The sequence below is a fragment of the Pseudomonas sp. 13B_2.1_Bac1 genome (assembly GCF_025466155.1).
Classification (GTDB): Bacteria; Pseudomonadota; Gammaproteobacteria; order Pseudomonadales; family Pseudomonadaceae; genus Aquipseudomonas; species Aquipseudomonas aylmerensis.
The window spans coordinates 1-18919 of record NZ_JANLOH010000072.1 but is presented as its reverse complement, the minus strand read 5'-3'; the positions used below and the strand labels follow the sequence as shown (position 1 = coordinate 18919).

Sequence of the window (18919 nt, the reverse complement as noted above, 5' to 3'; positions counted from 1 at the left end):
AATCGAGACCCGCCCGTGAACCCAGACATGCTCGAAGCCGGCCCCGCAGACGCCAAAGTACTTTCCGTCTTTGACTTCGACGGCACCCTGACCCATCACGACAGTTTTGTGCCGTTCCTCAAGTTCGCCTTTGGCCCTGGCGAGTTCTATGGCCGGATGGTCAAGCTGGCGGTGCCTGGGCTGCGCTTTTTGCTGCGGCTGATCAGCCGGGATGAGTTGAAGGCGCAGTTGATCCGCACCTTTATGACCGGGGTCGAGAAGTCGTGGGTGCAGCAGAAGGCCGAGGAGTATTGCCAGCGCAATTGGGCGCGGTTGATGCGCCCGGCGGGTGTGCTGTCAGTGGAGCAGGAGTTGGGCTCGGGGGCGGTGGTCACGCTGTGTTCGGCGTCGCCGGCGTTGGTGTTGCAGCCGTTTGCTGATCGGCTCGGGATCAAGTTGATTGGCACGGAGCTTGAAGTGGTGGATGGGGTGTTGACCGGCAAGCTCACCGGGAATAATTGCCGCTGTGAGAATAAGGTGCTGCGCCTTGAAGCGGTGTATGGGGACCTGGGGGAGTATCGGCTGCGAGCCTGGGGCGATACGCGCGGGGATCGGGAGTTGCTGGCGGCGGCGCAGGACGCGCATTTTCGGCATTTTCATTCGAAGAAGAAGCAGGGCAAGTTGCAGCGGTGATCCGGGTGGGTGGGGTCGGCGGGTGACCGAGACGATCCCATCGCTGCCTCGCTGGGGCTCGAGAGCTCCCAAATTTTGATCGGTGCTGGGCTGGGTGGAGCACTCGCATGAGGTGCTGGGGTCGATACAGATGGGGCGGAGCGGCAGGTAGACCGAGGTGATCCCTTCGTAGCCTCGCTGGGGCTCGACAAATCCCACATTTGATCGATGTCGTGCCGGGATCGGCGCTTGGCGTTAGCGTTATGTTGCGGCCTTGAGGTCTACGCCCAGGGCGGTGGCGAAGGCTTTTACCATGGGGCTGCGCGGGGCGTTGTGGCGCAGGATCAGGTTGACGGCGGTGCTCAGATGCACGTGGTCCGGGCACAGTGCGCGTAGGCGCCCTTCCCTTACCAGCGGCGCAGCGTAGTGTTCTGGCAGGAAGCCCAGGAAGCGGCCGGTCAGGATCAGGATGGCGACGGCTTCCACTTGTGAGGCCGAGGCGGACTGGCTGTCGTAGGTGACGAAGTTGGCCTTGTCGCGGTGAATCGCGTACCGGTGGTTGACCACTTCGTATTGGCGCAACACCTCCGGTGTGATGTCGCTCGCGTTGAACAGTGGATGTCCTACGGCGCAGTAAGCGTGGGCTTTTTCTTCATACAGCGGGAAATAGTCGAATTCCTCACGGCGCTGGTACACCGGCACGATGCCGACGATCAGCCGCCCTTCCACGACGCCACGCTCAACTTCGTCAAGTTGCGAGGCCTGTAGGCGCAATCTTATTTTTGGCGACTCGCTGTGCAACTTCCTCAACGCGTCAATGAGCGGCGAGTTGATATCGGAGACGGTAGTATCAATAACGCCCACACTAAGGTCGCCTATCAGTTCATTCTGAGCCGAACTAAGCTTGTCGCGAAAACTGTCGACCGAGGTAAATAACTCGATGGACGCCTGATACACCAACTTGCCTTCTTCGGTCAGCCCAAAGCCCTCCCGGCCCCGCGTACACAGGCGCATACCGATGCGAATTTCCAGGTCGGAGATCTGTTTGCTGATCGCTGCCAGGCCCACGTTCAGCTCGTTTTGTGCAGCGCTGAAGCCGCCAGCCTCGACCACAGCCATAAATACCCGGAGCAATTTGAAGTCCAAACCACTGAGTTGCAGGGGCGGTCTTGTGCCGGGTTTGGGTGGCAGGTTTCCAGAAGTGGAAAGTGGAGTTTCCATAATACGCGTTGACCTCAAGTGCCATATTCAACAGGCTTTGACCCAGTCCTTGAACACAGCCAGGCGGCGATAATGAACATAAACATCCGCCCTTGGCAACCTTGAATACGGCGCGTCAGACGCTGATTCAGTCTAGTTGAAAACTTATTTTTACTGCCTCCGACTCTTCTAAAAACAAGCGTGAGGAATACCCATGTCCCAGCCCACCGACCGCCTTTGGGGCGCTCGTTTCAAGACCGGTCCGTCTGCAGCATTGGCCGCGTTGTCACGTTGCCCTGAGCGCTATTTCCGCCTGACGCCCTACGACCTGGCCGGCTCCCGTGCCCATGCCCGTGAGTTGCAGCGCGCCGGTTTGCTGGATGAGTCGGAGACCCTGCGCACCCTGGAAGCCCTGGACCGGATCGGCGAGGACTTCGCCGCCGGCCGCCTGCATCCGACGCTGGATGACGAGGATGTGCACACCTTCATCGAACGCGTATTGACCGAGCGCCTGGGCGCCCTAGGCGGCAAGTTGCGCGCCGGGCGTTCGCGTAACGACCAGACGGCCAACGACCTGCGCCTTTTCCTACGCGACCATGCACGCACCATCACCACCGAGGTACTGGCGTTGCAGCAGGCGTTGGTGGAGCAGGCTGAGCAGCATGTGGAGAGCATCTGCCCGGGCTTTACCCACTTGCAGCAGGCGCAACCGATTGTGTTTGCCCATCACCTGTTGGCGCATGCGCAGTCGATGCTGCGCGATGTGCAGCGTCTGGTCGATTGGGATGCGCGTACGGCGTTGTCGCCGTTGGGCGCGGCCGCCATGGCCGGGTCGGCGATTGCGCGCCAGCCGGAGCATTCGGCCAAGGAAATGGGCTACACCGGACCGTGCGAAAACTCCATTGATGCGGTTGCCAGCCGTGACCATGTGGCGGAATTCCTGTTCGTGGCCGGCATGCTTGGGGTGAATATTTCGCGCCTGTCGGAAGAGTTTTGCCTGTGGTCTTCGCGCCAATTTCGCTGGGTGGTACTGGACGATGCCTACGCTACCGGCAGCTCGATCATGCCGCAGAAGAAGAACCCGGACATTGCCGAATTGGCCCGGGGCAAGGCTGGGCGCTTGATCGGCAACTTGACCGGGTTGATGTCGACGCTCAAGTCGCTGCCGCTGTCGTACAACCGCGATTTGAGTGAAGACAAGCACAGCGTGCTGGACAGCGTGGACACCCTGCTGCTGGTGCTGCCGGCGATGGCCGGGATGGTTGCGACCATGAAAGTGCAGGTGCAAGAGCTGCGGCGTCAGGCGCCGATGGGTTTCACCCTGGCGACTGAGGTGGCGGATTGGCTGGCCACCCGCGGTGTGCCGTTCAAGGAGGCGCATGAGATTACTGGCGCCTTGGTGCAGGCCTGTGAGAAGCATGAGATTGAATTGTGGGAAGCCTCGCCGGCGATGTTGGCGGAGGTGGATGCTCGGTTGCTGCCGGAAGTGCGCGACTGCTTGACCCTGGAGGCGGCGATTGCGGCACGTAGTGGCTGGGGCGGGACGGCGCCGGAGCGGGTTCGTGAGCAGATTGGGCGGTTGAAGGTGGCGTTGGCGGCTCAGCAGCAGTGGACTGAAAGTTATCAGGGGTTTCGGATTTAAACCTGAGCCTTTGTGGTGAGTTTGCTGGCGCTTTCGCAGGCAAGCCAGCTCCCACATTCGGACCGTGTTTTAACAGTTGGATCGAGTACAGCAGTGGAGTAGCACCATGAACCAAACCCCGGCGGAGCGCTTGGAAGCCGAGCGCAAGTTGTCCGAGAACCAGTTCGATATCACGCAGTACGAGCACGTGCCGCGTCGTTATTACGGACGGATGTTTTTTGCCACGTTGATCGTGATCGCACTGGCCGCGCTGTTGCGCGCCTTCGCCAATGGCCAGATCGAATGGTCCTACATCGGTCAGTTCCTCACGTCTGAGGCCATCCTCTGGGGCCTGGTCAACACCATCGTCATGTCGATCCTGGCAATGGCGCTGGGGGTGGTGATCGGGGTCATCACGGCGATCATGCGCATGTCGGCCAACCCGATCCTGCGTTACGTGGCCATCACCTATACCTGGCTGTTTCGCGGCACGCCGCTGATTCTGCAGCTGCTGCTGTGGTTCAACCTGGCGCTGATTTTCCCGGTGATCGCGATCCCCGGCCTGTTCAGCATCGACACCGTCGACCTGATGACGCCATTCGTGGCTGCCCTGCTCGGCCTGAGTATCAACCAGGGCGCCTACACCGCTGAAGTGGTGCGCGCCGGCCTGCTGTCGGTGGACACCGGACAGTACGAAGCCGCCAAGTCCATCGGCATGCCGAGCCTGCAAGCGCTGCGTAGGGTAATTCTGCCGCAGGCGATGCGAGTGATCATTCCGCCTGTAGGCAACGAGTTCATCAGCATGGTGAAAATGACCAGCCTGGCCAGCGTGATCCAGTACTCGGAGCTGCTGCACAACGCGCAAAACATCTACTACGCCAACGCGCGGGTCATGGAGCTGCTGATTGTTGCCGGCATCTGGTACCTGGCGGTGGTGACTGTTCTTTCATTTGGTCAAAGCCGCCTCGAGCGTCGTTTTGCCCGCGGCGCCGGCAAGCGTTCGTAAGTCTGGGTTGAGGAGATTTGCCCCATGAGAAGCATCGTCAAGGCCGTCAACCTGAACAAGTATTACGACCAGTATCACGCGCTGCGCGACATCAATATCGAGGTCGAGCAAGGCGAAGTCATGTGCATCATCGGTCCGTCCGGCTCGGGTAAAAGCACGCTGCTGCGCTGCGTCAACCAGCTGGAAAAAATTGACAAGGGTGGCCTCTGGGTCGACGGCGAACTGGTGGGTTACCGCGTCGTCGGCAACAAGTTGCACGAGATGAATGAATCGCAGATCGCGCGCCAGCGCCTGGCCACCGGCATGGTGTTCCAGCGCTTCAATTTGTTCCCGCACATGACCGTGCTGCAGAACATCATCGAAGGCCCGTGCCAGGTGCTCAAGCGCTCGCCCAAGGAAGCCACCGAGGACGCGCTGGAATTGCTGGCCCGCGTCGGCCTGGCGGACAAGCGCAATGCCTACCCGGTGGAATTGTCCGGTGGCCAGCAACAGCGTGTGGCGATTGCCCGCGCGCTGGCGATGCGCCCCAAGCTGATGTTGTTTGACGAACCCACGTCAGCCCTCGACCCGGAGCTGGTAGGAGAAGTGCTGTCGGTGATGCGCGATTTGGCCACCACCGGCATGACCATGATCGTGGTCACCCATGAGTTGGGCTTCGCCCGTGAAGTCTCCAACCGCATGGTGTTTATGGACGCCGGCCAGATTGTGGAAGCCGGCAGCCCGGAAGAAATTCTAATAAGCCCACAAAACCCGCGTACCCAAAGCTTTATTTCTGCCGTTCGCACTTAACTAAAAAACTAACGAGAACGCCCCCATGAAAACATTGTTTATCCCAACGTTGCTCGCAGGCCTGATGGCCTCCTCGTGTGTATTCGCGGCATTGCCGGCGGCAATCAAGGACAAGGGTGAAATCAGCGCGGCCATCGTGCCGAACTATCCGCCGATGGACTTCAAGGACACCGCCACCAACAAGCTCACGGGCCTGGACTTCGACCTGGGCAACGCCCTCGCCGAGCGCCTGGGCGTGAAGATCAAATGGCAGGAAACCGGCTTCGAGCAGATGCTCAGCGGGCTGACCACCAAGCGCGTCGACATCGTGCTGTCCGGCATGAGCGACACCGCCGAGCGCCAGAAAGCCGTGACGTTTATCGACTACTTCACCAGTGGCCCACAGCTGTACACCCTGGCCAAGCGCGAAGACCTCAAGGAATTGACTGACCTGTGCGGTAAAAAAGTCGGCACCAGCCGCCGTACGACCTGGCCGTCGGAAATTGCCGCGTGGAGCAAGGAAAACTGCGAAGCAGCAGGTAAGCCAGCGATCGTGGTGATCGGCACTGAAGGCTCGGCGGACGCGCGTGCCCAGTTGCAGCAAAACCGTTTGGATGCGGCGATGCAGGGCAGCGAGACGATTCCTTATTTGATGTCGTTGGACAAGGGCAAGTACAAGCCGGTAGGCCTGGCGATTTCCCAGCAGTTCACCGGGCTGGGGATCGAGAAGAGCAATACCGAGCTGGTCAGCGCTATCAGTGAGGCGTTGCAGGGCATGGTCGATGATGGGACCTACGGCAAGATCCTCAAGAAGTGGGATCTGGAGCAAGGTGCGGTCGAGAAGATCACCATCAATTCCGGCCAGTAAACACAGCAAGGCCTTGTGGGAGCTGGCTTGCCTGCGATAGCGGCGGGCCAGCTTGCATCGGCATTGCCTGACACACCGCCATCGCGGGCAAGCCCGGCTCCCACAGTTGATTTTCATTGGATTCAGAACAGTGCTCGGCTCGGCCGCGTATTTATAACAAGGACATCCGCCCCACCGTGGCCACCTACTCCCTGGTAATCCGCCGCCTGATGATCTGCTCGGTGACCATCGTGGTCAGCCGCGCCATGACCAGCCCCTTGCTGGCCCTGCTGCTGAGCACCCGCCTGGGCCTCAACCAACAGGACATCGGCCTGCTGATGGGTATCGCCGTCTTCATCGCGACCCTGCTGGGCCTGTATGGCGGCTACATCATCGACCGCCTGGAAAAGCGCAAGCTGCTGATCCTGGCCATGCTCTCCAGCGCCATCGGTTTTCTGTTGCTGACCTTTGCCAGCAACCTCTACCTCACCACCTTGACCCTGGTGATCACCGAAGCCGCGTCGGCGCTGTTCCTGATCGGCTCCAAGGCGATCATCAGCGAGAACCTGCCGGTGGGCGACCGCGCCAAGGTGTTTTCCCTGCGCTACACCCTGACCAACGTCGGCTACGCCACCGGCCCGATGGTCGGCGTGGTGATCGCCGGACACATGCAGCTGGCGCCGTTCCTGATCGCCAGCGCCATCGCGTTTGGCAGCGTATTCCTGATGATCGGCATCCCGCCGACCCAGCGCGACGACAGCAACAAACCCCTGAGTTTCCTCAGCACCCTGCGCACCTTGCGCAGTGATCGCACGTTGATCCTTTTCACCAGCGGCAGCCTGCTGAGCACCATTGTCCACGGGCGCTATACGCTTTATCTGTCGCAATTTCTGCTGGTTGCCTACAAGCCTGCCGAGGCGCTGAAGATTTTGTCGGCGGTGCTGGCCTGCAACGCCATTACCGTGATTTTGATGCAGTACCAGATCGGGCGTTTTCTCAAGCGTGAACAATTGCGCTACTGGATCGTGCTCGGAACCTTGCTGTTCATCCTCGGATTGATCGGTTTCAGCCTGGCCGACAGCCTGCTCACCTGGTGCCTGGCGATGTTTGTGTTCACCCTGGGCGAGATGATCATCTACCCGTCGGAATTCCTGTTCATCGACACCATCGCCCCGGATGCACTGCGCGGCAGTTACTACGGCGCGCAGAACCTGGCGGCATTTGGCGGCGCGATGAGCCCGGTAATTTGCGGCTACCTGCTGATCAATGCGGCGCCGACCAGCATGTTTTATGCGCTGGGTGCACTGACGGCCATGGGCGGCACGCTGTGCTTCTTGAGCGGGCGGCGGGTCGCAGTTTCTTGCTGATATTTACGCGCGATCCGGCTATTAATAGCGAAACTTCTCACGGACCCGAGCCCCATGAAATTCGACACGGCCTACAGCCTGAGTCTCGATGACAAGCTGTCGATCTACGATGTACGTGACCTGAATTTCGACGAAACCGTCGCCTTCGATTCCGACCAGGACAGTTTCTTCTGCCCCAACGATGACTGCCGTGCAGCCTTCGAGGCGAGCAATGTGTTGAGCACCTTCAACGCGAAGAACGTCAACTACCTGCGCACCCCGCACTTCAAGAACACCCCGAGCACCCGGCATATCGACGGCTGCCGTTACGCCAGTACCCACAAGACCGCGACCGGCGAAAATGACGACGAGCGCGAGGAAAACTTCCCATCGGAATTTGTCCTGACACGGCGTACGTACGCTGCTAAATCCCCGGTTACCGGCCCTCAAGGACATCTCCCACAGGGCCCTGAGAAAACGCCGTCAAGCCGCACCAGCCCGTCCGGCAGTTCCCACGACACCACCCCGGACAAAACCAGCGTGTTTACCCACCCGGTGGAATGCTTCGTGTCGAATATCGACGACAAGGACAAGCTCAAAAGCATGCCGCTGAAAATCGGCGACCACACCGCGACCTACTCGACGTTCTTCAAGAAGATCGAATACCTGCAGGACAACAAGGGCCTGATCTACTGGGGCAAGATCAAGGCGATCAAGGACTACACCAGCAGCTTTCGCATCGACTTCGAGAAGAAGGTGTGGCTCGACAAGAAGCCCTACTCGGTCAACGTCTACCTGAGCAAAAAGCTTATCGAGAACTACCGCAAACGCTCAGTATTCCTGGAGCAGATCAGGGCGGCGGCAGACAGTGACCGGGCGTTGTACTGCTTCTTCTACGGCGTGACGCCGGAGCTGAAACAGGTACCGAGCAAGAAAAACCCCGAGCAGACCTTCGGGGTGTTCAGCGCGAATATCGAAAACCTCGATCACCTGCTTATTCGCGAGGCGCCGGGACTGGAATAAAGGGGGGCTGAAAAGCCATCAAAAAAATCCAGTTGATGAGCGGTCAAAACAACTGTACAAAAACACAGTATAGTTTGTCCTCCCCGTCGAACCCTGGAGAAATTCCATGTCCTCTCTGGCAATGCGCTCTTTCGTCGATCAGCAGATCGTCCTGCATCAATTCACCGCCAAACACAGCGTACAGGCCCGCGCGATGCTGGGCTGGAGCCGCGAAGACCTGGCGCGCCAGGCCGATGTGACGGTGGAGGCCATCCAACAATTCGAAAGCCTGGGCGACGTGGGTGATGAAACCCGCCTGGCCGTGGCGTTCCGCCTGGAGGCCGAAGGGTTGGTGTTTTTCCCGGGGTTTGCGCCGGGGTGGGGCATGAGCGTGCGCAGGTTCGATACCCACCCGACCGAGCCCGCCGCACCCACCATCCTTTCGCGGCTGATGGGCTCAACCGCGGCACCCATTGACTCAGCCACGCCCCAACCGAATGGCGCGTAGGGTCCAGCCGGACCACCGAGCATGCCAACACCTTCAACCCGGTTTCATCGCGGCAGCGGTGATGTCGATGAGAGGGTGGCCCCGCCGCCTCGACTGGGACGCCACCGAAAATGCGCGCCTGGCCCTGGTGCCCCAATCTGTCGCACCACAACCCGGCCGCGCGAGGCGGTGTGTAGCTTCAGAGCCTGGGGTTGACCATCGCCTGGGCCGCCTGCTCATACCCATGGGCCACCGCCAGCAAGGTCGGTTCAGCCCAGCGGGTGCCGAAAAAGTAGGCACTGGTGGGCAGGCCGTCCTCGTTCGTTCCGGAAGGCACCGTGATCCCCGGGTAACCCGCCGCGGCCACGCCGAAATAAGCGTTGGTCTCGAAGTCGGTCACCATGGCATCAAGGTTTTCTGCCTTGATCGGATCATCCACCGTGCTGCGAAAATCCTCGATCAGCTCGTTCCACAGCGGCTCCCGTTGGTCCGGCGTCAAAGTGGAGGCAGCGATTTCCTTGAGCATCGGCTGGTGATCGGTCTCGGTGCCGTCGCGGTCCTCATTGAACTTGATCAGCTCCGTCAACGACTTGACTGGCAATCCGCGGCGTTTGGCCAGGTAAGCATTCATTTCCTCCTTAACATCCGAGAGCAGCAACTCCTCATAGCGTGATGCGTCGGCCAGGCGCATGTCGACGGGCACAAGGACCGCGCCTTGATCACGCAGCACCTCAAGTGTCCGCGTAAATGACGCACTGTTGACCACAGGCAGGATTTCGCCGTTTGCACTGAACGTCGCCGGATAACCAATGCGCTTGCCCGTCAACGCACCGGGTACCAGCAGCCGCGTGTAGTCCAGGCCTTCGGGAGCGCCCACGCTTTGCGGGTCATCAGGGTCGCGGCCTGACATGGCATTGAGCATCAGCGCCACGTCATACACCGAGCGTGCCATCGGGCCCGGCGTGTCCTGTCGCCGGCTGGCCGGAATGATGCCGTTACGGTCCAGCAAACCGACACTGGGCTTGAGCCCGACCACGCCGTTGAGTGCCGCCGGTACGATGATCGAACCATTCGTCTCCGCCCCGACGGCCAAGGGGGCCAGCCCGGCGGCGACCGCGGCCGCCGAACCGGAACTGGAGCCCCCCACGTCAGCACCTGCCTGATGCGGATTACGCGTTTGCCCGCCCCGGCTGCTCCAGCCATCGGGCGCGCCACGAAAGCCCGCGAGCTCCGTCATATTGGTTTTCCCCAGGATCACCACGCCCTGCTTGATCAGGTTATCGACCAGCGGGGCGTTCTTGCCGACGGCCGCACCCACCAAGCCGAATGCTCCCGCACTGGTTTGCATGCCGGTGGTTTCGAGGGTGTCCTTGAGCAGGATGGGAATACCATGCAGCGGCCCGCGCACCTTGCCACTGGCGCGCTCCTGATCCAACTCGCGAGCAGTGCGCAGCGCATCCGGATTGAGCTCAATCACGGCGTTCAATTGCGGGTCAAGCTTGAGAATGCGCTGTTGCAGGTAGTTGACCAGGCTCACCGATGTGAGTCCGCCGGGCCTGGCCATCTGCGCGCCGAGCTCGCTGACACTGAGGTACTCGGTTCCTGGGGCTACGGATTTTGAAACTGCGGGCACAGGACCGGCAACCCAGGACTGCGCGACTTGCCGAGCGACAGCCCCTACACCGTATACAAGACCGATCATAAGACCTCTTCAGGATTAAGAAATGACGAGGGATCGACGTTGATCCATCACCAGTCTAAGAAGGCCTCGCGCCCCAGGCAGCCCGACCCAAGGCGTTCACGGCGTAGGATTAGTCAACACAACCGGTCACTGTCATTGCACCGGTGCCGGCATCAGGCCTTGGGCGCTGCGGTATGCCTGAACCAGCGCCTGCAGCGCATCCTTCGACCAACGCGCACCGTAGAACCACACCGTCGCGCCCTCTTCGAGCGGCTCGCCATGCACCGGGTAGCCGTTCCAGCAGGCCGCATGAAACGCCGCGCTGCGGCTGTCTGACACCAATGCGTCCAGTCGATTGTCACTCACATGCGCGTCGATTTCGTTACGGGTCTGCAGGTCGAACAGCAGGCTGTCATCGCTACGCTGTGCAAGCACTGGCACCAGTTGCGCCCCGGCCCGGCGAAGCACGTCCAGCGCGTTCAAGAAGGCGGCGGTGTGCTCCAGCGGCTCGCCCTGCACGAACCGCTCGGCGAAGCCGATGCGCCTGCCCGCCAATGCCTGGCTGACCGCCAAGACGTTGTTGTTCTGCACCAGGGGCACCTCCACCATGACCGGCCCCGAAGGGTCAACGCCACTCAAGGCAATCAACGATAACGACGGATCACGCACCGGTTTCAGCGGAAGAGCCGCAGAGGTATAGCCAGGGATTGGAATGCGACCTTCAGGGTGGTCATGAGACTGCGGGTCGCTGCCAAAAGCGATACCGTGCGCACTCGCCGGTTCGTTCAGCAGCTGTTTGAGGAGGGGCGCCGAGACTGCCGACTCGAGTAGCGCTGACACCGCGTGCCCGGTCGGGCACGTACCCCCATGCCAAGATTTCCTACCTTTGCCTTCCATAAGAAGTCCCCCCGAAAAACCGACTTCCGGGGATCATCGCACCCTTGGCTGGCGTCTGTCGCAGCCCTGAAACAGCTTGAAAACTCCTTTTTCCACAGCTCAGCTCAACAGGCGCTCCTGGGCACCTTGGGTTTCCACGTCCAGCCACCACGCGTTGCCACGTTCCGGCTGGTTCAAACTGAACGCCTGCCCCATCGCCGGCGTTGTGATCGAGACATTGCGTTCCCAGGCCAGGGCCATGATGCGATCAAACGGTTCGTGCCAGGCATGGAATGCCAGGTCGAAAGTGCCGTTGTGGATCGGCAGCAACCAGCGGCCCTTGAGGTCGATATGCGCTTGCAGGGTTTGCTCCGGCTGCATGTGCACGTGCGGCCAGTCGACGTTGTAAGCGCCGGTTTCCATCAACGTCAGGTCAAACGGCCCGTACTGCTCGCCGATGCGCTTGAAGCCATCGAAGTAGCCGGTGTCACCGCTGAAAAAGATCCGCCGTGCGCCGTCGATCATCACCCAGGAACACCACAAGGTCTGGTTGGCATCGAACAGGCCGCGTCCGGAAAAGTGCTGCGCTGGCGTGGCGACAAAACGCAGGCCATCCACCTCAGTGCCTTGCCACCAATCCAGTTGCCGCACCTTGCTGGCATCCACGCCCCACTTGATCAGCAGATCGCCCACGCCCAGCGGCGCAAGAAAGTGCCGGGTCTTGTCGGCCAATTGGATGACAGCCTTGTGGTCAAGGTGGTCGTAATGGTTGTGGGAAAGAATCACTGCCTCAAGCGGCGGCAACTCTTCAAGGCTGATGGGCGGCTGATGAAAACGCTTGGGGCCGGCCCAACTGAACGGCGAGGCACGCTCGGCGAACACCGGATCGGTCAGCCAGAATTTGCCGCGCATTTTCAGCAGCACCGTGGAATGCCCCAGGCGGTACACGCTGTGATCCGGCGCCGCCAGCAACTGCTCGCGGGTCAGCGGCTGCACCGGGATCTGCCCCACCGGCCGCGTGCTGCGCGGTTTGTTGAACAGCATGTTCCAAAAGATACGCAAGGTTTTGCCAAAGCCGCCGTGCTGCACCGGGGCGTCGTTGCTGAAATGCCCCTGGTCCTGCTCGGCAGGCTTGGGCGCCGCAGGCGAAGGCTTGAGACGGCTTGAAATCGTGGCCATAACTGAGTGACTCCTACCGATCGCGCATAAAATTACACTGCACAGTGTAGTTTCTAGATTGCAACAAAACCCCGAGCAAGTAAACTACTGAGTGTAATTTACCCTGACGAGCCGAGCGCCGCCCATGACTGCCCCTCTACGCCTCACTGACCGTAAACGCGAAGCCATCGTGGCTGCGGCTATTGCCGAGTTTCGCGCCAACGGTTTCGAGGTCACCAGCATGGACAAGATCGCCGCCACCGCCGGCGTATCCAAGCGCACGGTGTACAACCACTTCCCCAGTAAGGAAGAGCTGTTCGCCGAAATTCTCCACCAACTCTGGGCCAGCAGCGTCGCCCAACTCGACGTCAGCTATACCAGTGACCGCCCATTGCGCGAACAATTGCGGGGGTTGCTGGAGGCGAAGATGAAAATGATGTCGGACGCCAACTTCCTCGACCTGGCCCGCGTGGCGATCGCCGCCACCATTCATTCGCCGGAACGCGCGCAAGACATGGTCAACCGTCTGAGCAAGCGTGAAGAAGGCTTTACCCAGTGGGTACGCGCCGCGCAGGAAGACGGACGGCTCAATTGCAGCGACCCGGCCTTTGCCGCCCACCAGATCCAGAGTCTGCTCAAGGCCTTCGCCTTCTGGCCACAGATCACCCTTGGCCAACCCACCCTGGATGCGGCCAACCAGGCCAGCGTCATCGAGTCCGCCATTGATCTGTTCCTGGCCGGCTATGAAGTCACTGCGCCCCGCCAGCCGTAAAACCTGTTGCGTGTGCGACATTCCAGGTCGTTTTTGACGTATTAGCCCTCTGTTTTGCGCAAATGGCCTGGAAGGACACTGATTATTCCCACGGGAATAACTGACAATATTCACAGGCATTATCCGATCAACGGTTAATCCTGCGAACGTGTGTCGTCGTATCTGCAACAGAGTTGATCCGGGAATTTATGGAAAACAGACAAGGCAAAGGGCTTTCATTTGCCAAACGTATCTACAAGCCAAGGATCATCGGCCTGGGCATTGGCTGCATCAGTGTCATCGGTGCGCTCTACCCGCTCGCGATGCCCGGCTGGGTCTGGGCCTTGCTGTTGTTCAATGGGTTCGCCTGGGCGCACGTGGCGTATCAGCTGTCGACTCGCTCGCAGTATCCCTACAAGGCCGAGCAGCGCAACCTGCTGTACGACTCGTTGTTCGGCGGTTTCTGGGCCGCCGCCACGCAGTTCACCCCGCTGACGGCCGTGACCATCCTGTCGATGATGACCATGAACAACGTCGCCGCCGGCGGCAAGCGCCTGTTCCTGCGGGGCCTGCTCGCACAAGCCCTCGGGATCGGCGTGGCAGGGACGCTGTTCGGCTTCCAGTTCAATCCTGACGTCAGCCTGCTGCAGGTCTATACCTGCCTGCCCATGCTGACCCTCTACCCGATGGCCATCGGCATGGTCTGCTACCAGTTGGCAATCAAGCTGTCGGAACACAAACGTGCCCTCAGTGCCCTGAGCCGCACCGACAGTCTCACCGGCCTGCTCAATCACGGTTCCTGGAAAGACCTGCTCCACCTCAAGTTCCACAAGTGCCAGCAACAACAAAGCCACGCCACCATCGCCTTGATCGATATCGACCACTTCAAGCAGATCAACGACAGCCACGGCCATATCATCGGCGATGCAGTATTGCGTCAGTTGAGCGTCGAGCTGCGGCGTAACCTGCGGGAAAACGACCTGGCCGGACGTTACGGGGGCGATGAGTTCTGTGTGATTCTTCCGCAAATGCCCCTGGAACAAGCCGCGCAACTGATGGAGCGCATGCGCGAAACCTTCAGTAATTACCGCAACCCGCAAATCCCCGAACTGCGGGTGAGCCTGAGTATCGGCCTGGCGGATTTCCAGCCGTACTTCACCGATGCAGCCATGTGGCTGAATGCCGCGGACCGGGCGCTGTATGCCGCCAAGGACACCGGGCGCAACCGGGTCAACATCAGCGAGGAAAAGATCGCCCATTCCGCCTGAAGTTGTCCTACGACACCTCGTCTGAATCTTCCGCGTAACAGCGCAAATGAAATCATAATGCCACCACTCGTCGACTACCCAATAAAGGTCCTGCCCATCGAGCGAACTTCTTGTCAGGCTGGTCACTCTTAACCCGTTGTTCCACCCCCGCTGTCAGCACAAGGAGGCTGACAATGAGCACGTCAACCGTACGGCATAGGCCTTACGGGGGCAGGCGCATATACATGGATACTCCCTGCAGCTTGCTTGCCCGAGCCCCGAACATGCTATTCAACGCCCACAAGAAAACCCTCAGTGCCCTGCAGCACACCGTCACCCACCAGGCCAGCCTGCTGGACGCCATCGAGCGCTCCATGGCCGTGATCGAATTCGACCTGCACGGCAACGTGCTGCGTGCCAATGACAATTTCCTTAAGACCATGGGCTACCGCGCCGAGCAGGTCGAGGGCCAGCCCCACCGCATGTTCTGCACCCCCGACTTCGCCCGCAGCGCCGAGTATGGCCAGTGGTGGTCGAACCTGCGCAGTGGTCAATTCCAATCCGGCACCTTCGAACGGGTAGCCGGCAATGGTCAGTCGGTGTGGCTGGAGGCCAGCTACAACCCCGTGCGCGATGACGCCGGCCAAGTGGTTCGCGTGGTCAAGTACGCCATGGACGTCACGCCGCGCCTGCAGGCCGAAAGTGAAGCCAATGCCAAGCTGGACGCCATCGGCCGGGCGATGGCCGTGATCGAGTTCAACCTCGACGGCACCATCCTCACCGCCAATGCCAATTTCCTGCAGCGCATGGGCTACAGCCTGGCGCAGATCCAGGGCAAGCATCACCGCCTTTTTTGCACACCCCAGACCGCCGCCAGCTCGCAATACAGTGATTTCTGGCGACGCCTGAACCAGGGCGAAATGTTCAGCGGCCAGTTCGAGCGCGTGGATAAAAATGGCCAGCCCGTCTGGCTTGAGGCCAACTACAACCCGGTATACGACGCCAGCGGGCGCCTGTGCAAAGTGGTGAAGTTCGCTTCGGATGTCACCGCACGCGTGCAGCAACATGCTGCCGATGCACAGAGTGCAGCCCAGGCCTATCACCTGTCCCTGCATACCCAGGACATGGCAGAAAAAGGCGCTGAAGTGATTCAGAAAACTGCCTCTGGCATGCGTGATATTTCTGCAGATATCGACGATTCGTCGCAACTGATCGCCAAGCTCGGTGAGCGCTCGCAGCAGATCACCACCATCGTCAACACCATCCGTGGCATCGCCGACCAGACCAACCTGCTCGCCCTCAACGCCGCCATCGAAGCCGCGCGCGCCGGTGAACAGGGCCGGGGGTTTGCCGTGGTGGCCGATGAAGTGCGCCAGCTGGCGGCGCGCACCAGCGGCTCGACCACGGAAATATCCAGCATGATCGCGATGATTCAGGCAGAAACCCGCCAGGCCATCGACAGCATGGACGCCACTCGCAACCGCGCCGCCCAGGGCGTGGAATTGGCCAATCAGGCCGGCACGGTAATCCTGCAGATTCGTGAAGGCACCAGCGAAGCGGTGCAGGCTGTCAGCGTGTTTGCCAATGAGCGTGGCAACGGCTGACCCGATCTTCATGTGTGCGGCCGAGGGCTCGGTCTATAGTGCTTGATTGTCTCCAAGCAGAAGATTCGAGCCCGCCATGACCCCAGACAAGCCTGCAACCGCCCCCGTCGACCACCTGCGTTTCCATCGTGTCCACGCCCACCTGGCGCCGACCTTCGGCAACGACACCTTCGCACTCAAGGCCGAGGCGTTTGCGCGCTTCTTCGGTACGCCGACCTTTCTCGGCGCGCAAACCGCAATCGTGATCCTGTGGGTGGTGCTGAACATCACCGGCATCACCCACTTTGACGTGTACCCGTTCATCCTGCTCAACCTGGCTTTCAGCTTGCAGTCTGCCTATGCCGCGCCGTTGATCCTGCTGGCCCAGACACGCCAGGCCGCCCGCGACAAAGCCCAGTCGGACGCCGATGCGCAGCACCGTGAGGCGCTGGCGGTGGCCAATACCGAACGCCAGGCCCAGGCCGCGCAGACCACCAAGCAGTTGCTGGAACTGCTGGAGCAGAACACCCGGCTGACAGAAATGACCAAACAGCTGACTGAGCGAATCGAAACACTCACGTGCGAAATGCATGAGCAGTTTGTGCGAAAACCCAAGTAACCGCGCCTATGCAGTGTGGGACGGCTTGACCTGCACATGTCGGCCCAACTCATCAAACAGCGTCACCACCGAGCGCAAGGCGCGGCAATCGGGACGCGTCAGCAGCCATAGCGCCGTGTCGTGCCCTGCCAATGCCGGGCCCAGCGGGTGCAGGGCATCATCCAGGAGGAAATCCGGCAACGCCGCCACACCCAGCCCCGCCCGTACCAGCTCGGTGACCGACAACATGCTGTTGCAGCGATAACTGGGGCGTACACCCGGCAAATGTTCGCGACGCCAGACCACGGTGGGATGGTCGGGCAGGAAATCATCCGGCGCGATCCATGCCAGGTCGGCCAGCGCCCGGCCTTGATGCTGGCGCGCGTAGGCTGCGCTGGCGCACACCTGATAAGCCACGGTGCCCAGGCATCGACCGACCAGGTGCTCAGGTGGCGTCCTGGTCAGGCGCAAGGCGATGTCGGCATCGCGGCGACTGAGGTTGGCAAAGTCATTCGAGGTGCTCAGCTCCAGGGTCAGCGCCGGGAACTGCGGCATGAACTGCGCCAGCGCCGGCAGCAACAGGCCTTGCAGCACCGAGTCGGTGCAGGTGAGGCGCACCGTGCCACTGATCACTTCACCGCCCTGCTCCACGCCAACCCGCGCTGCCTCCAGCGCTTGTTCGGCGCGCTCGGCCTGTTGCGCCAGGTTGCTCGCCAAGCTGGTGGGCAGGTAACCGGCGCGGCTCTTTTCAAACAGCGTCTGGCCTAACGCGGCCTCCAGCCGGCGCACCGCGCGAAATACTGTGGACACATCCACCCGCAACAACGCCGCCGCCCGGGCCAGACTGCCACCGCGCACCAGGGCGAGGATCAGTGACAAGTCGGCGTAGTCAATTTGATAGTGCGTGGCTGCAATGAGCATGTGGATAAACGCCAATATTGATTGCATGAACGCCAATCTATAGTGCGCACCAGGACACCACAAGCCATGGGACGCACACGATGAAAGCTACTGCTCTGCACCTCGCCCTGATCGGCGACTACAACCCCGATGTCCCCGCGCACCAGGCCATTCCCGTCGCTTTGCAGCTGGCCGCCGACAGCCTTGGGCTGAAGGTTCACCTGCAGTGGATTGACACCGACACGCTCACGCCCGCCACCCCATTGCACGGTTTCGATGGTTTCTGGTGCGTGCCTGCCAGCCCTTACCGCGACACTGACGGCGCCCTGCGCGCCATCCGGTTTGCCCGCGAACAACGGCGACCTTTCCTCGGCACCTGCGGCGGCTTTCAACATGCGGTGCTCGAATATGCCCGCAACGTGCTGGGCTGGGCCGACGCGGAACATGGTGAACTGGCGCCACAGGCCCAACGCGCGGTGATCGCACCGCTGAGCTGCTCGCTGGTGGAGGCCACTGACACCGTGCGTTTGACCCCCTACACGCGCATCGCCGACGCTTATGGCACCCTCGACATCGAGGAAGGCTATCGCTGCCGCTACGGCATGAACCCCGAATTTGCACAGGCATTGCTGGAACGCGAGTTGATTCCCAGCGGGCACGACTCGGCGGGCGACTTGCGCGCTGTGGAGTTGCTCGATCATCCGTTCTTTGTCGCTACGTTGTTTCAGCCGGAACGCGCCGCCCTCAGGGGCATCACGCCACCGTTGCCGATCGCCCTGCTCAAGGCATGCCAGGAGACAGTGGCATGATCGCGACCACACCGACCCCGCCGTATTACGCAGTGATTTTCAGCTCACTGCGCACCGAAGGTGATCACGGCTACGGCGAGGCCGCCAACCGCATGCTGCAACTGGCACGCGAACAGCCGGGGTTTCTCGGCGTGGAATCGGCGCGTGAAAATGGCCTGGGGATTACCGTCTCGTACTGGAGCAGCGAGGCGGCGATCCTGGCGTGGAAGCAGCAGGCAGAACATCGCGCGGTACGTGAGCAAGGGCGCTCCACCTGGTACTCCGCGTTTCAGACGCGGGTGTGCAAGGTGGAGCGAGCCTACGCCTTTGGAGCGGTGTGACGGTGGGGGTTGGCTTGCCTGCGATGGCATTTTTTTCAGCCAATTTATGCAGTGGCTGAACTACCGCC

At 60.8% G+C, this 18919-nt stretch carries 19 protein-coding genes; 14 read left to right on the top strand and 5 right to left on the bottom strand.

The genetic code is table 11. From position 1 onward, the window contains the following. Positions 1 to 27 precede the first annotated feature (27 nt). Complete coding sequence (locus tag NTD80_RS16995; RefSeq protein WP_213554505.1) at positions 28 to 672, top strand: HAD-IB family hydrolase; 645 nt, start codon at positions 28 to 30, stop codon at positions 670 to 672. Positions 673 to 912: 240 nt separating this feature from the next. Here NTD80_RS16995 and NTD80_RS16990 read toward each other — a convergent pair whose 3' ends face one another. Further along, complete coding sequence (locus NTD80_RS16990; protein ID WP_213554507.1) at positions 913 to 1872, bottom strand: LysR family transcriptional regulator; 960 nt, start codon at positions 1870 to 1872, stop codon at positions 913 to 915. A gap of 193 nt (positions 1873 to 2065) precedes the next feature. Between NTD80_RS16990 and argH the strand changes: the two genes are divergently transcribed. The 7 genes from argH to NTD80_RS16955 all read left to right on the top strand — a co-directional run bounded on the left by argH (position 2066) and on the right by NTD80_RS16955 (position 8949). After that, entirely contained in the window at positions 2066 to 3493 is a 1428-nt protein-coding gene (argH, locus tag NTD80_RS16985) for an argininosuccinate lyase (protein WP_262134379.1), read from the top strand. A 106-nt stretch (positions 3494 to 3599) separates the two neighbouring features. Continuing rightward, positions 3600 to 4478, top strand: a complete 879-nt coding sequence (locus tag NTD80_RS16980) for an amino acid ABC transporter permease (RefSeq protein ID WP_017134649.1) — start codon at positions 3600 to 3602, stop codon at positions 4476 to 4478. 24 nt (positions 4479 to 4502) lie between these two features. Beyond that, entirely contained in the window at positions 4503 to 5267 is a 765-nt protein-coding gene (locus NTD80_RS16975) for an amino acid ABC transporter ATP-binding protein (protein WP_016974699.1), read from the top strand. Positions 5268 to 5292: 25 nt separating this feature from the next. Then, entirely contained in the window at positions 5293 to 6114 is an 822-nt protein-coding gene (locus NTD80_RS16970; RefSeq protein WP_262134378.1) for an ABC transporter substrate-binding protein, read from the top strand. 176 nt (positions 6115 to 6290) lie between these two features. Further along, positions 6291 to 7460 carry an MFS transporter gene (locus NTD80_RS16965; protein WP_106802829.1) on the top strand — a complete coding sequence of 390 codons (1170 nt, stop codon included), beginning with the start codon at positions 6291 to 6293 and terminating at the stop codon, positions 7458 to 7460. Positions 7461 to 7514: 54 nt separating this feature from the next. Beyond that, a complete protein-coding gene (locus tag NTD80_RS16960) occupies positions 7515 to 8462 on the top strand; it encodes a hypothetical protein (protein WP_262134377.1) in 948 nt (315 codons plus the stop codon). Positions 8463 to 8568: 106 nt separating this feature from the next. After that, complete coding sequence (locus NTD80_RS16955; protein WP_262134376.1) at positions 8569 to 8949, top strand: multiprotein-bridging factor 1 family protein; 381 nt, start codon at positions 8569 to 8571, stop codon at positions 8947 to 8949. Positions 8950 to 9127: 178 nt separating this feature from the next. On the opposite strand, the gene NTD80_RS16950 is transcribed toward NTD80_RS16955, so the two are convergent. From NTD80_RS16950 to NTD80_RS16940, 3 genes are all read right to left on the bottom strand, one after another. After that, a complete protein-coding gene (locus NTD80_RS16950) occupies positions 9128 to 10630 on the bottom strand; it encodes an amidase family protein (RefSeq protein WP_262134375.1) in 1503 nt (500 codons plus the stop codon). A gap of 132 nt (positions 10631 to 10762) precedes the next feature. Next, positions 10763 to 11449, bottom strand: a complete 687-nt coding sequence (locus tag NTD80_RS16945; RefSeq protein ID WP_262134374.1) for a hypothetical protein — start codon at positions 11447 to 11449, stop codon at positions 10763 to 10765. Between the two features lie 156 nt (positions 11450 to 11605). After that, positions 11606 to 12664 carry an MBL fold metallo-hydrolase gene (locus NTD80_RS16940; RefSeq protein ID WP_262134373.1) on the bottom strand — a complete coding sequence of 353 codons (1059 nt, stop codon included), beginning with the start codon at positions 12662 to 12664 and terminating at the stop codon, positions 11606 to 11608. Between the two features lie 124 nt (positions 12665 to 12788). On the opposite strand from NTD80_RS16940, the gene NTD80_RS16935 reads away from it, so the two are divergent. The 4 genes from NTD80_RS16935 (at position 12789) to NTD80_RS16920 (ending at position 16843) form a co-directional block, all read left to right on the top strand. After that, positions 12789 to 13415, top strand: coding sequence for a TetR/AcrR family transcriptional regulator (locus NTD80_RS16935; protein WP_106802823.1), 627 nt, complete (start codon positions 12789 to 12791; stop codon positions 13413 to 13415). Between the two features lie 188 nt (positions 13416 to 13603). Continuing rightward, positions 13604 to 14662 (top strand): diguanylate cyclase, encoded by a 1059-nt coding sequence (locus tag NTD80_RS16930; RefSeq protein ID WP_106802822.1) that lies wholly within the window; start codon positions 13604 to 13606, stop codon positions 14660 to 14662. A gap of 263 nt (positions 14663 to 14925) precedes the next feature. Continuing rightward, the gene (locus NTD80_RS16925; protein ID WP_262134372.1) at positions 14926 to 16245 is read left to right on the top strand and encodes a methyl-accepting chemotaxis protein; all 1320 of its coding nucleotides are present in this window, start codon (positions 14926 to 14928) and stop codon (positions 16243 to 16245) included. A gap of 76 nt (positions 16246 to 16321) precedes the next feature. Then, the gene (locus NTD80_RS16920) at positions 16322 to 16843 is read left to right on the top strand and encodes a DUF1003 domain-containing protein (protein ID WP_065909162.1); all 522 of its coding nucleotides are present in this window, start codon (positions 16322 to 16324) and stop codon (positions 16841 to 16843) included. 6 nt (positions 16844 to 16849) lie between these two features. Here NTD80_RS16920 and NTD80_RS16915 read toward each other — a convergent pair whose 3' ends face one another. After that, a complete protein-coding gene (locus NTD80_RS16915; protein ID WP_106802820.1) occupies positions 16850 to 17743 on the bottom strand; it encodes a LysR family transcriptional regulator in 894 nt (297 codons plus the stop codon). A gap of 80 nt (positions 17744 to 17823) precedes the next feature. On the opposite strand from NTD80_RS16915, the gene NTD80_RS16910 reads away from it, so the two are divergent. Continuing rightward, entirely contained in the window at positions 17824 to 18531 is a 708-nt protein-coding gene (locus NTD80_RS16910; protein WP_262134371.1) for a CTP synthase, read from the top strand. Then, a complete protein-coding gene (locus NTD80_RS16905; protein ID WP_262134370.1) occupies positions 18528 to 18851 on the top strand; it encodes an antibiotic biosynthesis monooxygenase family protein in 324 nt (107 codons plus the stop codon). The genes NTD80_RS16910 and NTD80_RS16905 overlap by 4 nt, the downstream gene beginning before the upstream one ends. The last annotated feature ends 68 nt before the right edge of the window (positions 18852 to 18919 follow it).